The organism is Bordetella saccharivorans, assembly GCF_045862855.1.
Lineage (GTDB): Bacteria > Pseudomonadota > Gammaproteobacteria > Burkholderiales > Burkholderiaceae_B > Bordetella_A > Bordetella_A petrii_F.
In genome coordinates, this window is the sequence record NZ_BAAFZO010000001.1 from 3,857,957 (window position 1) to 3,870,949 (window position 12,993).

12 protein-coding genes are annotated in these 12,993 nt (G+C 70.5%); 4 read left to right on the top strand and 8 right to left on the bottom strand.

Annotated elements, in window-relative coordinates; genetic code table 11:
• Positions 1-47: 47 nt before the first annotated feature.
• Positions 48-1,466, bottom strand: a complete 1,419-nt coding sequence (locus ACKTT0_RS18570) for an MATE family efflux transporter (protein WP_407851263.1) — start codon at positions 1,464-1,466, stop codon at positions 48-50.
• A gap of 299 nt (positions 1,467-1,765) precedes the next feature.
• Between ACKTT0_RS18570 and ACKTT0_RS18575 the strand changes: the two genes are divergently transcribed.
• From ACKTT0_RS18575 to ACKTT0_RS18585, 3 genes are all read left to right on the top strand, one after another.
• The gene (locus tag ACKTT0_RS18575; RefSeq protein WP_407851264.1) at positions 1,766-3,622 is read left to right on the top strand and encodes a phosphoenolpyruvate carboxykinase (GTP); all 1,857 of its coding nucleotides are present in this window, start codon (positions 1,766-1,768) and stop codon (positions 3,620-3,622) included.
• A gap of 129 nt (positions 3,623-3,751) precedes the next feature.
• Complete coding sequence (locus tag ACKTT0_RS18580; protein ID WP_407851265.1) at positions 3,752-4,381, top strand: class I SAM-dependent methyltransferase; 630 nt, start codon at positions 3,752-3,754, stop codon at positions 4,379-4,381.
• Positions 4,382-4,464: 83 nt separating this feature from the next.
• The gene (locus tag ACKTT0_RS18585; RefSeq protein ID WP_407852459.1) at positions 4,465-4,935 is read left to right on the top strand and encodes a DNA-deoxyinosine glycosylase; all 471 of its coding nucleotides are present in this window, start codon (positions 4,465-4,467) and stop codon (positions 4,933-4,935) included.
• On the opposite strand, the gene ACKTT0_RS18590 is transcribed toward ACKTT0_RS18585, so the two are convergent.
• From ACKTT0_RS18590 to ACKTT0_RS18620, 7 genes are all read right to left on the bottom strand, one after another.
• Positions 4,925-5,446, bottom strand: coding sequence for an ureidoglycolate lyase (locus tag ACKTT0_RS18590; protein ID WP_407851266.1), 522 nt, complete (start codon positions 5,444-5,446; stop codon positions 4,925-4,927). The genes ACKTT0_RS18585 and ACKTT0_RS18590 overlap by 11 nt on opposite strands.
• A complete protein-coding gene (locus ACKTT0_RS18595; protein ID WP_028355347.1) occupies positions 5,425-6,159 on the bottom strand; it encodes an ABC transporter ATP-binding protein in 735 nt (244 codons plus the stop codon). Before ACKTT0_RS18595 ends, ACKTT0_RS18590 begins: the two co-directional genes overlap by 22 nt.
• A complete protein-coding gene (locus ACKTT0_RS18600) occupies positions 6,152-6,889 on the bottom strand; it encodes an ABC transporter ATP-binding protein (protein WP_407851267.1) in 738 nt (245 codons plus the stop codon). Before ACKTT0_RS18600 ends, ACKTT0_RS18595 begins: the two co-directional genes overlap by 8 nt.
• Positions 6,889-7,860 (bottom strand): branched-chain amino acid ABC transporter permease, encoded by a 972-nt coding sequence (locus tag ACKTT0_RS18605; RefSeq protein ID WP_407851268.1) that lies wholly within the window; start codon positions 7,858-7,860, stop codon positions 6,889-6,891. The genes ACKTT0_RS18600 and ACKTT0_RS18605 overlap by 1 nt, the downstream gene beginning before the upstream one ends.
• Before the next feature lie 2 nt (positions 7,861-7,862).
• Complete coding sequence (locus tag ACKTT0_RS18610; RefSeq protein ID WP_407851269.1) at positions 7,863-8,753, bottom strand: branched-chain amino acid ABC transporter permease; 891 nt, start codon at positions 8,751-8,753, stop codon at positions 7,863-7,865.
• Positions 8,754-8,837: 84 nt separating this feature from the next.
• Complete coding sequence (locus tag ACKTT0_RS18615) at positions 8,838-10,058, bottom strand: ABC transporter substrate-binding protein (protein WP_407851270.1); 1,221 nt, start codon at positions 10,056-10,058, stop codon at positions 8,838-8,840.
• Positions 10,059-10,540: 482 nt separating this feature from the next.
• Positions 10,541-12,094: an amidase gene (locus ACKTT0_RS18620; protein WP_407851271.1), complete on the bottom strand. Its 1,554-nt coding sequence runs from the start codon at positions 12,092-12,094 to the stop codon at positions 10,541-10,543.
• A gap of 145 nt (positions 12,095-12,239) precedes the next feature.
• On the opposite strand from ACKTT0_RS18620, the gene ACKTT0_RS18625 reads away from it, so the two are divergent.
• Positions 12,240-12,968 (top strand): FadR/GntR family transcriptional regulator, encoded by a 729-nt coding sequence (locus ACKTT0_RS18625; protein WP_407851272.1) that lies wholly within the window; start codon positions 12,240-12,242, stop codon positions 12,966-12,968.
• Positions 12,969-12,993: the final 25 nt, after the last annotated feature.

Below are 12,993 nucleotides of genomic sequence, written 5' to 3' on the forward strand. Positions count from 1 at the left end.
GGCGCGCACCGCGGTGCCGGGGGCCCGGCACGCAACGCCCGCCCCGATTATGGCATGGCCGCGCGCGGGGCCTCGGCGCCGCGCGCCGGCACGGGCCCCAGGCCGGCGCGCTCGCGCCGCAGCCAGCGGCGCGTCATCAGCACCGCCACCACGCCCAGGCCGACCGCCAGGCCGCTCCAGATGCCGACCCCGCGCCAGCCGGCCCAGAAGGCCAGCGCCGCGCCGGCGGGCAGCCCCAGGCCCCAGTAGCCGATCGCCGCATAGACCATCGGAATGCGGGTGTCGTGCAGGCCGCGCAGCATGCCGGCGCCCATCACCTGCGCGCCGTCGACGATCTGGAACACCGCCGCCACCGCCAGGTAGGACGTGGCCAGCGCCAGCACCTGCGCGTTCTCGGCGGCGCGCACGTCGAAGAAAGCGGCCAGCAGCCAGTGCGGCACGGCGATCATCAGCACGGCGGCGATCACCATCGAGCCCACCCCCAGCCCGTAGGCCGTCCAGCCGGCGCGCTGGACCGCCAGGGCGTCGCCCGCGCCGAACGCATGGCCGACGCGCACCGTGGCGGCCTGCGCGATGCCATAGGGCACCATGAAGCTGATGCTGGCGATCTGGATCGCCACCGCGTGGGCGGCCAGCTCGGCTTCGCCGAGCCAACCCATCAGGAACGCGGCGGCATTGAAGATGGTGACCTCGAAGGCGGTGGCGGCCGCGATCGGCAGGCCCAGTTTCCAGAGCGCGCGCAGCCGCTGCCAGTCGGGCTGCCACAGGCGGCCCAGCAGGCGGTAGCGGCGGAACTGGCGGTCCCAGTACACCACCACGATCATGCCGATGAACAGGAACAGGCTGGCCGAGGCGCTGGCGATGCCGGCGCCCACCAGGCCCATGGCCGGCAGGCCGAGATGACCGAACACCAGCGCCCAGTCGGCCAGCGCATTGAACACGATGCCGGCCAGCGCCACCCACAGCGCGGCGCGCGGCCGCTGCAGGGCGGCCGTGAACGAGCGCAGCACCAGGAAACCCAGGAAAGGCGGCAGCGCCCACAGCAGGGCGCGCAGGTACACGCTGGCCTGCGCGGCCAGCTCGGGCGGCTGGCGGATGGCCAGCAGGATGGCCTCGCCGTGCCACAGCGCCAGGCAGCCCGGCACCGAGATGATGACGGCGGCCCACAACCCTTGCGCGACGGTGCGGCGCACGTCGCGCACCGAGTTGCGGCGCGCGCCCAGCTCGCGCGCCACCATGGGCGCGGTGGCGGTGACCAGGCCCAGCGCGAAGAAGGCGATGGCGGCGTAGAGGTTGGCGCCCAGCGCGCTGGCGGCCAGCGCCTGCGAGCCCAGCCGCCCGATGAAGATCACATCGGTGGCGGTCATGGCGATCTGGGCCAGGCTGGTGAGGACGAGGGGCAGGCTGAGGGCCAGGGTGGCGCGGATTTCCCGCGTCCAGGCGGCGCGGGCGGCAATGTGCGACATAGGATTTCTCTGCGTCAAGGCGGCATGATACGCCTGGCTCGGGGTTTACCCTGAATTACCTCTCGGTTGCCGGGGGGATAATGGCGTGCCGCGGCCGCGCGCGCGCCGCGCTGCGTCCGTCCCCGCCGCACCGGCCCCAAGGTTTACGGGGACACAACAGACATACGATGTTTCATTCGTTGCCTGCGCAGATTGGCAAGCGAAGGGCGCATGCAAGTAATATGACGCCACTGATTAACATAACAATGCGGGTCCCTTGCGGACCCGCATGGTCTTTTACCCTTTAGGAGATGGGCCCGATGAATAAACCGTTCGACGGCGGGATCGCCTCGCTCAATGTTCCCGCATACGTCAAGCACCAGGGGCTGATCGATTGGGTGGCGCGGGTTGCCGCGCTGACCAAGCCCGATCATGTCGTCTGGTGCGACGGCTCTCAGGAAGAATACGACCGCCTGTGCGAGCAGATGGTGCAGTCCGGCATGCTGCGCCGGCTGAACCCGGCCAAGCGGCCCAATTCGTACCTGGCCTGGTCCGATCCCTCCGACGTGGCCCGCGTCGAAGACCGCACTTTCATCTGTTCCGAACGCGCCGAAGACGCCGGCCCCACCAATAACTGGGCCGATCCGGCCGAAATGCGCAGTACCCTCGACGGCCTGTTCGACGGCGCGATGCGCGGCCGCACCATGTATGTGGTGCCGTTCTCGATGGGGCCGCTGGGCTCGGACATCGCCCACATCGGCGTCGAGCTGTCCGACAGCCCCTACGTGGTGGTGAACATGCGCATCATGACCCGCATGGGCCGCGCCGTGTTCGACGTGCTGGGCAGCGACGGCGAGTTCGTGCCCTGCGTGCACAGCGTGGGCAAGCCGCTGGCGGCGGGCGAGGCCGACGTCGTGTGGCCGTGCAACCCCACCAAGTACATCGTGCACTATCCCGAGACCCGCGAAATCTGGAGCTACGGTTCGGGCTACGGCGGCAACGCGCTGCTGGGCAAGAAGTGCTTCGCGCTGCGCATCGCCTCGACCATGGGGCGCGACCAGGGCTGGCTGGCCGAGCACATGCTGATCCTCGGCGTGACCTCGCCCAAGGGGCGCAAGTACCATGTGGCGGCCGCCTTCCCATCGGCCTGCGGCAAGACCAACTTCGCCATGCTGATCCCGCCGCAAGGCATGGACGGCTGGAAAGTCTCCACCATCGGCGACGACATCGCCTGGATCAAGCCTGGCGCCGACGGCCGCCTGCGCGCCATCAACCCGGAAGCCGGCTACTTCGGCGTGGCCCCGGGCACCAGCGAGAAGACCAACTTCAACGCCATGGCCACCCTCAAGGCCAATGTCATCTTCACCAACGTCGCGCTGACCGACGACGGCGACGTGTGGTGGGAAGGCATGACCGACACCCCGCCCGCGCACCTGACGGACTGGCAGGGCCAGGACTGGACGCCGGCAATCGCCAAGGAAACCGGCCGCAAGGCCGCGCATCCCAACGCCCGCTTCACCGCGCCGGCGGCCCAGTGCCCGTCCATCGACCCCGAATGGGAGAACCCGGCGGGCGTGGTCATCGACGCCTTCATCTTCGGCGGCCGCCGCTCGACCACCGTGCCGCTGGTCACCGAGGCGCGCAACTGGGTGGAAGGCGTCTACATGGCCGCCACGATGGGCTCGGAAACCACCGCCGCGGCCGCCGGCCAGCAGGGCGTGGTGCGCCGCGACCCGTTCGCCATGCTGCCGTTCTGCGGCTACAACATGAGCGACTACTTCGGCCACTGGCTCAAGCTGGGCAAGCGCCTGCAGGACGCCGGCGCGGTGCTGCCGCGCATCTACTGCGTCAACTGGTTCCGCAAGGGCCCCGACGGCAAGTTCGTCTGGCCCGGTTTCGGCGACAACATGCGGGTCCTGAAGTGGATGCTGGGCCGCATCGACGGCACCGCGAACGGCGTGGAGCAGGTGTTCGGCGTGTCGCCCACCTACCAGGACATCGACTGGACCGGGCTGGAATTCAGCCCCGACCAGTTCCAGCAGGTGATTTCGGTCGACGTGGCCTCGTGGCGCGATGAGCTGGCGTTGCACGACACGCTGTTCGAGCAGCTGGCCGAGCGCCTGCCGGGCGAGCTGCCGGACGTCAAGTCGTCGATCCAGAACCGCCTGGCCGCCTGAGCGGACAGGGCGGACGCAGGTGCCTGGCTCCCGCAGGGTGTCAGGCACCGTGCTCGCGAGACACCTTCTACGAGTACCATGCCAGGCACCCCGTGCCTGGCATTTGTCATTGGACCCGAGCCCGCCGCCATGCCGCTTTCCCCCGATGAACTGCGCGAGATTGCCGCCCGCAACCTGGCGCACTACAACGACAACGCCGCCAGCTTCGAGGCCGGCACGCGCGACCATGATGTGAGCCAGAACATCGCCGCGCTGCTGCGCCACCTGCAGGGCGCGCCGCCGTACGACATTCTCGACCTCGGCTGCGGGCCCGGCCGCGACCTGCGGGCCTTCACCGCCCTGGGGCATCGCGCCGTCGGGCTCGATGGCGCCGCGCGTTTCGTCGCCATGGCGCGCCAGGCGTCCGGCTGCGAAGTCTGGCAGCAGGACCTGCTGGCCCTCGACCTGCCCGCCGCGCGTTTCGACGGCATCTACGCCAACGCGGTGCTGTTCCATGTCCCGGTCCAGGAACTGCCGCGCGTGCTCGGCCAGCTGCGCGCGGCATTGCGGCCGGGCGGTGCGCTGTTCTGTTCCAATCCGCGCGGCGACAACCAGGAAGGCTGGAACCGCGGCCGCTACGGCGCCTATCACGACCTGGCGGCATGGCGGGCGCTGCTGGCGGCCGCCGGCTTCCTCGAGCTGGAGCACTATTACCGGCCCGCCGGGCTGCCGCGCGAGCAGCAGCCGTGGCTGGCCAGCGTATGGCGTCCCGCGCCCTGACGCGGGCGGCCGCCGGCGCGCCGCGCGTCCATGGCTTCCCGCCGGTGGCGCGACCCGGCGCGCGCGTGCTGGTGCTGGGCTCCATGCCCGGGGTCGCCTCGCTGCGGCTGCAGCAGTATTACGCGCATCCGCGCAACGCATTCTGGCCGATTGCCGCGGCCCTGTACGGGTTCGACGCGGCGGCCGGCTACGCCGAGCGCGTGGCCGCGCTGACGGGCGCCGGCGTGGCGCTCTGGGATGTGCTGCAGGCCTGCGAGCGGGCCGGCAGCCTGGACGCCGACATCGACGCGGCGACGGTGGTGCCGAACGACTTCGCCGCCTTTTTCCGCGCCCATCCCGGCATCCAGCGGGTGTGCTTCAACGGTGCCAAGGCGGCCGCGCTGTACCGGCGCCACGTGCTGCCGGGCCTGGCGGCGCAGCCGCGGCCGGCCTACGTCGACCTGCCGTCCACCAGCCCGGCCCACGCCGCGCTGGACCGGGCCGGGAAGCTGGCGGCCTGGCGGGCCGGGCTGGCAGTCGGCCCGGCGGAAGGCGGCGCGGCGGTCAGGCGCTAGGCAGGATCCGCCAGGGGCCGTCGGAGAGCGTGGCGATATCGCAGTCGACGCTCGCGCCACGGCGCTCGAGCACGGCGAAGTCGCCGGCCGCCAGCGCCCACAGCGGATGGTGCCAGACGCCGCGTCGCAAGGTGACGCCGCAGCGGCCGTTGGCCAGGAACGCCTGCGCCGTGTCCGGGTCCGGCGCCTGTGCGCCCAGCGCCACCAGCACCACATAGGGCGTGCCGTGCAGCGGCAGGAACGTCTGGCTGCCCAGGCAGTGGCGTTCCAGCATGTGCGCCACGAACGGCACGGCGCCGGCGCGCGCGCGGAACACGCTGAGGGAAGGGCGGCCGGCCTGCGCCAGGATGTCCGGGTCGGGCATCTCGACGCGCAGCGAGGTGCCGGCGTTGATGGCGCGGCCGTCGCGCCCGGCGCTGCCGATCACGTCGCCATAGGGTTGGAACGCGTCGGCGGCCAGGGGGCGCAGGACCAGCTCGCGCCCGGCCATCAGAAGTTGATCCCCAGCCATTCGCGCACCTGGGCATGCAGGTCGCCCGCGAAGGCTTCCGGCGAGCCCGACGCGGTGATCTCGCCCAGGCTCAGCACATAGACATGGTGCGACATCTGCACCACGCGCCGCACGTTGTGGTCCACCAGCAGGATGCCCATGCCGGACTGCGCGAAGGCGTGGATCCATTTGAAGATGTCGGCCGCCACCCGCGGCGCCAGGCCGATGCTGGGCTCGTCGATCAGGCAGACGCGCGGCCGGACCATATAGGCCTTGGCGAATTCCAGCGATTTCTGCTGGCCGCCCGACAGATTGCCCGCCTGCTCGCGCAGCTTTTCCTTCAGCACGGGGAACCGTTCCAGCGTGTCGGCGTAGCGCCGCTCCAGTTCCGCACCGAACTGGCGCCGGCGGCCTTCCAGGGGCAGGCGCAGATTGTCCGCCACGCTCAGGTAGGGGAACAGGCTGGATTCCTGCGGGATATACCAAAGCCCGGCATCGATCATGGTGTGCGGCGCCTGGCCCGAGATGTCTTGGCCGGCAAGCACGACGCGGCCGGACTTCGGTTGCAGGAAGCCGCACAGGGTCTTCATGAGCGTCGATTTGCCGGCGCCGTTCAGGCCGATCAGGCCGCTGATGCGGCCCGCCTGCACCGCCAGCGAGACATTGCGCAGCACGTCGATGTCGCCCAGGTAGCCGGCGGTGACATCTTCCATGGCGAGCAGCGGTTCAGTCATGGCCGGCCTCCGCCGTTGCGTCCTCGCCCAGGTAGGCTTCGATCACCGCCGGCGCGCGCAGCACGTCCTGGGTCGGGCCGTCGGCCAGCACCTTGCCGGCGTTCATGCACACCGCGCGCGGGCACAGGTCGACCACCACCGGCATGTCGTGGCTGACCAGGATGAAGGTCTGGCCTTCTTCGTTGCGGCGCTGGATGAAGGCCGACATGATCTCCTTCATGACCGGATGCACCGCCGCGAAGGGCTCGTCCAGCAGCGCGATGCGCGGCGGCACCATGAAGCAGGCGCCGAACTCCAGCAGCTTGCGCTGCCCGCCCGACAATTGGCCGGCGTCCAGGTGCATCGATGGCGCCAGCCGCAATTCGTCCAGCAGCTGCCCGGCGCGGGCGACCGCGCGGCTTTCGTCGAGTCCCATGGCCAGGCCGCACACCAGCAGGTTGTCGAGGGCGCTGACCCGGTTGAAGACCCGCGTCATCTGGAACATGCGCTGTATGCCCAGGCGCGCCAGCCGGCTGGGGCCCAGGCCGGCCACCGGGCGCCCGTCCAGCAGCACCTGGCCGGCATCGGCCCGCAAGTGGCCGGACAGCACATTGAGCAGGGTGGTCTTGCCGGAGCCGTTGGGGCCGATCAGGCCCAGCAGTTCGCCTTCCTGCACGTCCATGCCGGCGCCGTCGACGGCGCGCAAGCCGCCGAAGCGTTTTTCGATCGCGGTGATCTGCAGCAGGGGCATCAGGCGTCTCCCGAGGCGGCGGCGCGCCGCCGCGCGACCAGCCCGCGCGCCAGCCCCCACAGCCCGGCGCGGAAGAAGCGGGCGAACACGATCACCACCAGGGCGAACACGATCATCTGGATATTGCCGGCGTCGCGCAGCAGTTCCGAGGCCACATAGACCAGCACCGCGCCGATCAGCGGCCCGACCAGGGTGCCCATGCCGCCGATGACCACCATGGCGATGACCAGCCCGGTCTGCGCGATGATGCCCAGTTCCGGGCTGACCAGGCGCGCGAAGGTGCCGTACAGGCCGCCGGCGAAGCCGCAGATGGCGCAACTGACCAGGAAGGCGATGGTCTTGCAGCGCACCACGTCGATGCCGCGGCTGGCCGCGCCGATCTCGTCGTCGCGGATCGCCTGCAGGAAGCGGCCGGTGGGCGAGCGCAGCAGCAGATAGACTGCCAGCATCGTGATGCACAGCGCCGCCAGGAACAGGTAGTAGTACGCGGTGCGGCTGTCGACCAGGCCCGGCACGTTGAGCCCCTGGTCGCCGCGCGTGAAGTCGATCGAGTTGTAGATGACCAGGCGGGCGATCTCGGCGAACGACAGGGTGGTCAGCGCCAGGTACGGGCCCGACAGCCGCAGCACGATGCGGCCCAGCACCAGGCCGATGAGGCCCGGGATGACCGCCGCCAGGGGCAGGCCGATCCATAGCGGCGCATCCAGGTGGTAGGCCAGCAGGCCGGTGGTATAGCCGCCCAGCATGGCGAAGGCGGCCGGCGCCAGCGAGAACTGCCCGGTGTAGCCGGCCAGCAGGTTCCAGCCGCAGGCCAGCATGGCGAAGTACATGCTGACGATCAGCACCCCCAGCCAATACGGCGAGGCGATCGCCAGCGGCAACGCGGCCAGCACCGCCAGCCCGGCGACCGACAGGCGCATTTCCTCGCCCAGCTTGTCGCGCAGAAAATTCGGATGTCGCGGATATGCCATTTTCAGACCTCGCGCGCGCGTTCGCCGAACAGCCCGCGCGGCCGCAGCAACAGCACCAGGATCAATATCGCCAGCCCGAACGTGTCGCGGTAGTCGTACGACAGGTAGACCGCGCCGAAACTTTCCAGCACGCCCAGGGCCAGCGCCGCCACGATGCTGCCGGGTATGGAGCCCATGCCGCCGATCACCACGATCACGTACGACTTGACGGCGGGGAACAGGCCGACGTCGGGCGCCGGGTTGATGACGGGGGCCAGCAGGGCGCCGGCCAGCGCGGCCAGCACGCCCGAGGCCATGAAGATGATGCAGCTGGCGCGCGCGGTGTCGATGCCGGCGATCGAGGCTCCCAGGCGGTTCTGGGCGACCGCCTGGACCTGGCGGCCCCACAGCGAATACTTGATGAACACCGCCAGGCCGACCAGCAGCACGATAGCCAGCCCGGCGGTGATCAGTTTCTGGCCGCTGATCATGAAGGGGCCAATGGCCATGCGGGTGACGTCGGACAGCGACGGCCCGCGCACCGGGTAGGGGCCGACCACCTTGTCGACCAGGTTGATCAGCAGCAGCGAGAGGCCGAAGGTAACCACCACCGCATATTCGTCCTTCATCAGGCCCCACGAGCCATAGCCGGCATAGAGCGGGCGCATCAGCCAGCGTTCGGTGGCCCAGCCCAGCGCCGCGCCGGCCGCGGCTGCCACCGGCAGCGCCAGCCAGGGCGGGACGCCCAGTCCCAGCGACACCAGCGTGTAGGCGTAGGCGCCGATCATATAGAACTCGCCATGCGCGAAATTGACCACCTTCAGGATGCCGAAGATCATGGTCAGGCCGACTGCCATCAACGCGTAGAACAGGCCGATGATCAGGCCGTTGACGAACAGGTCCACTGCAAGCACGAGGGGGCTCCCGTCGATGCCGGCGGCCGGGGCCGGCCGGCGCTTGGAAAGGCGCCCGGCGCACTGGCCGGGCGCGGCCTGCGGTTACCGGGCCGGCTTGACGGCCTTGGCGATGTCCAGCGGCTGGCCCGATGCCTGGATCAGCGTGGTCTTGCTCAGCGGCTGGTCGATCTCGGTCAGCTGGTACGTGACGTAGGGAATGTCGACCCACTGCTGGTATTTGTAGCCGGCATCCTGCGAGAAGCGGAACTTGCCCCGCGTGCCTTCGAATTCCATCTGCTGCAGGGCCTTGATGATCGCCGCGCTGTCGGTCGACTTGGCCTGCTCGATGGCGCGGGCGATCAGCAGGACCGAATCGGCGGCCTGGAAGATCAGCCGGTTGGGTTCGGACTTGCTCTGCTGCTGGTAGATCTGCCCGACCTGCTTGCCCAGCTCGGGCATCGGCATCAGGGGGTGATACAGGCCGAAGGCCAGCATGTACTTGCCGGCTTCCTTCACGTTCTGCCAGAAATCGGGGTAGTCGGCGATGCCCGCGCCGTCGTACAGCCAGGTCTGGGCGCTGGGCGCCACGCCTTGCTCGTACAACTGGTTCATCAGTATGTAGGCGGCCGGCGGCAGCATGATGTTGACCACCACGTCGGGCGGGTTGGCGCGCAGGGGCAGCACCGCCGGGGTGAAATCCTTGCCGGCGCGGTCCAGCGCCACGTACTTGTATTCGGTGTCGGGCGCGGCCTTCTTCAGGAAGTCGCCCAGCAGCTTGGCCTGCCCGATGCCATAGTCGGTGTTCTCGGCGAAGGCCACCACCCGCTTGACCTTCAGGGCGGCGATGGTGTCGGCCATGGCGGACGACACGCGGGTGTTGTAGTTGCCCGGGTTGAAGACTTCCGGATAGCCCTTGGCGCGCACGTCGTCCGACCAGCAATTGGTATTGACGTAGGGCATCTTGTAGCGATGCGCCACTTCGATTTCCGCCAGGCATACCGAGCTCTGGTGGCCGCCGGTGATCGCCACGACCTTGTCGCGGGCGATCAGCTTCTCGGCGGCGGCCCGGCCTTTTTCCGGGATGCCCTGGTTGTCTTCATAGATGACCTTGAGCGGCCGACCCAGCACGCCGCCCTTGTCGTTGATGATCTTGGTGATGATCTCGACACCGTCCTTGACCTGGGTGCCCTGCACGACCGACCCGGGCGGCGACTGGGCGATGCTGACGCCGATCACGATGGGGGCGTCGGCCGCCATGCTGGCGGCGGCCCCCAGGGCCAGCATGGCGGCGCAGGAGGCGGCGATGAGGCGAGGCAGCTTCATGGTGGACTTCTCCTTCAAGAACGGCATGCGGCGGCTACGCCGGCGGTCATGGCTGGACGAACTGAGGGATGCAAGTATTCCAGCGGCAGTTGTAGTGCTGTTACGACCGGTCTGACCAGTTAGGGGAAACGCCTACGGGGAGGGGGCTAGTGGTTCGGTGGGGTGGGTTCTTGGGGCGCCCGCGCGTGGCGGTGAGGCCCGGGCGGCCACGTCGCTCGGCTCGGGCGCGCCACCAGGCGCCCTCGGCCCCCTGCGGGGGCTGCCCTCCCTCCAACTGGCCGCCCGGGCCTCACCGCCACGCACGGGCTCGCAGCGATTCGGGCTCGTACCGATCTTGTAGCGGTGTCTGGCACTCCATGGGGCAGCGGTGGAGTGCATCGTGGGTCTGCTTGGGGGGCAGACATCTGTGCGTACCGATCTCGTAGCGGTGTCTGACACCCCATGGGACGGCGGTGGAGCGCCTCGAGGGTCTAGGTGGGGTGTCAGACACCTGGCATTCCGCCTGCCGGGTAGCGGCCGGCTACCAGGGTCTCGATGCGCGCGGCCACGTCCAGCACGCGCCAGTCGGCGCCGCGCGCGCCGACGATCTGCATGCCGATGGGCAGGCCGGCCGGGTCGGCGCCGCAGGGTAGGGTCAGGGCCGGCAGGCCGGTCAGGTTGAACGGCATGGTCAGCGCGGTGGCTGCCGTGTGCAGCGGGTAGTCGCGCGCGCCGATGGCGACGCTGGTCGCCGCGCGCGGCGCGGGGGGGGTGCGGGTCGTGGGCGTGACCAGCACGTCGACCTGCGCCAGCGCCGCGTCCATGGCCTGCGCCAGCGCGGCGCGCCCGCGCTGGGCTCGGGTGTACCAGATGGCCGGCAGGAATTGCCCGACTTCCAGGCGTACGCGCACGTCCGCGCCCAGGGTCTCGGGATGGCGCGTCAGGCGGTTCCAGTGCAGCTCGGTGGCCTCGCTGCACAAGGTGACGAACTGCAGGGCCGCGCTGGCCTCGACGCCGGCGATGTCGACCGGCACCAGTTCGGCGCCGTCGCGGCGCAGCGACTCGAGCGCGGCTTCGAGCGCCTGCGCCACATCGGCGGCCAGCGGTTCGTAGAAGTAGCGGCGCGGCACGCCGACGCGCCGGCCCGCCAGCGGCGCGCCGCGCAGCGCGCGGGCCGGCTGGCCGGCCATGACGGCATAGGCGAGCGCCGCGTCGGCGACACTGGCGGCGATGGGGCCCAGGTGGTCCAGGCTGGCGCCCAGCGTCTGCGCGCCGTCGCGCGCGATGGCGTCGAAGCTGGGCTTGAAGCCCACCACGCCGCAGCACGCGGCGGGGTAGCGGATCGAGCCCGCGGTATCCGTGCCGACGGCGATGGGCACGATGCCGGCCGCCACGGCCGCCGCCGAGCCTCCGCTGGAGCCGCCCGGCGTATGGCCGGGATGGCGCGGGTTGCCGACCGCGCCGAAGTGCGGGTTGGCGCTGGTGATGCCATACGCCAGCTCGTGCAGGTTGGTGGTGCCGATGATCAGCGCGCCGGCTTGCCGCAGGCGCGCCACCGCCAGTGCGTCGCGCGTGGCGGGGGGGCCTGCCGGGCCGCCGCTGCCGTTGGTTTGCGCAAAGCCGGCGACTGCCATCAGGTCCTTGACGGCGACGGGGACGCCCAGCAGCGGCAGCGACGCTGCGTCGCGCCCTGCCTGCGCGGCCTGCCGCCGCAGCGCGGCTGCGTCGGCCAGCGCAATGAAGGCGTTCAGGCCGGCCCGCCGGCCGGCCCGCGCGAGCGCGTCCAGCGCCGCGTCCGGACCGTCGTTGCCGCGCGGGGCGGCGGCCGGCGCGGCCGGTGGGCTGTCCTGGCCAAGGGAGGCCTGCGCCGCCGGCGCGCCGCGCGGTGCCAGGTAGCCCAGCTCGGGCTCGGGCGCCAGGGCTTGCAGCGCCTGCAATTCGGGCAGGTTGACTTGCAGGCGGTCCAGCCACGCCTGCTGGCGGTCGCGATAGGGGTAGTCGGTCAAGCCGGCCATGTCATCGATGGCAGCGGCAAAGCGGTCGAGTAGCGCTTTCATGGCGGCAGGGGGGCAGGAGGTGCCGGGCGGCACGGGCGGGCAGGGGGCGGCCGGGCAGTGCAACCGGTCTGACCAGTTGGTGCCATAATGCCCACCGGAGAAATCACTGTCAACGCCGCCGCGCGGATGGCAGCCGCAAGGACGCATGATGAATACAGTCGAACACATCGCCCAGCAATTGCAGGCGCGCATCCGGCGCGGCGAATGGGCCGACGCGCGCCGGCTGCCCGGCCAGCGCCAGTTGGCGGAATCCCTGGGCGTCAGCCGCGCCTCGCTGCGCGAGGCAATCACTATGCTGGAAGGGCTGGGCCTGCTGCGCAGCGAAGCCGGGCGCGGCGTGTTCATCGTGCGCCCCGGCGAAAGCGGCCTGGGCAGCGCCTATGGCCGCTGGCGCTTCCAGGGGCGCTACGCGCTGCGCGATGTCTATCTGGTCCGCTGCGAACTCGAAGAGCTGGCGGCCGCGCTGGCGGCGGGCGTGGTGACCCGCCATGGGCTGGCGCGGCTGCGCGCCACCGTGGACCAGATGGAGGCCGCCGCGGCCGAGGGCGACCTGGTCGTCATGGCCGAGGGCGACCATGCCTTTCATGCCGGCTTGTACGAAATCGCCGGCAGCCCGCTGCTGCAGGACATCGCCGACAGCATCGGCGACGTGGTCGAAGGCAGCCGCCAGGTGGCCTTCGCCGACCCCGCGCGGGTGCGCGAGCCGATCCGCGAGCACCTGGCCATCATCGACGCGCTGGCTACCGGCGTGCCCGAACAGGCGCGCCGCGCCATGCGCGCGCATATCCGCAACGTGGCGGACCGCGCCGGACTGGCGCTGGCGATTCCCGGCCTCAGGCCGGGCGCCCGCAAGGACGCCACGAAACGTAGCTGACGTGCCTGCGCGGCGGCCGTTGTGC

Bases quoted from the DNA above. Each gene is read 5' to 3' on its own strand.
- ACKTT0_RS18570 (WP_407851263.1), bottom strand. From the start codon at position 1,466: ATGTCGCACATTGCCGCCCGCGCCGCCTGGACGCGGGAAATCCGCGCC.
- ACKTT0_RS18575 (WP_407851264.1), top strand. From the start codon at position 1,766: ATGAATAAACCGTTCGACGGCGGGATCGCCTCGCTCAATGTTCCCGCA.
- ACKTT0_RS18580 (WP_407851265.1), top strand. From the start codon at position 3,752: ATGCCGCTTTCCCCCGATGAACTGCGCGAGATTGCCGCCCGCAACCTG.
- ACKTT0_RS18585 (WP_407852459.1), top strand. From the start codon at position 4,465: ATGCCCGGGGTCGCCTCGCTGCGGCTGCAGCAGTATTACGCGCATCCG.
- ACKTT0_RS18590 (WP_407851266.1), bottom strand. From the start codon at position 5,446: ATGGCTGGGGATCAACTTCTGATGGCCGGGCGCGAGCTGGTCCTGCGC.
- ACKTT0_RS18595 (WP_028355347.1), bottom strand. From the start codon at position 6,159: ATGACTGAACCGCTGCTCGCCATGGAAGATGTCACCGCCGGCTACCTG.
- ACKTT0_RS18600 (WP_407851267.1), bottom strand. From the start codon at position 6,889: ATGCCCCTGCTGCAGATCACCGCGATCGAAAAACGCTTCGGCGGCTTG.
- ACKTT0_RS18605 (WP_407851268.1), bottom strand. From the start codon at position 7,860: ATGGCATATCCGCGACATCCGAATTTTCTGCGCGACAAGCTGGGCGAG.
- ACKTT0_RS18615 (WP_407851270.1), bottom strand. From the start codon at position 10,058: ATGAAGCTGCCTCGCCTCATCGCCGCCTCCTGCGCCGCCATGCTGGCC.
- ACKTT0_RS18620 (WP_407851271.1), bottom strand. From the start codon at position 12,094: ATGAAAGCGCTACTCGACCGCTTTGCCGCTGCCATCGATGACATGGCC.
- ACKTT0_RS18625 (WP_407851272.1), top strand. From the start codon at position 12,240: ATGATGAATACAGTCGAACACATCGCCCAGCAATTGCAGGCGCGCATC.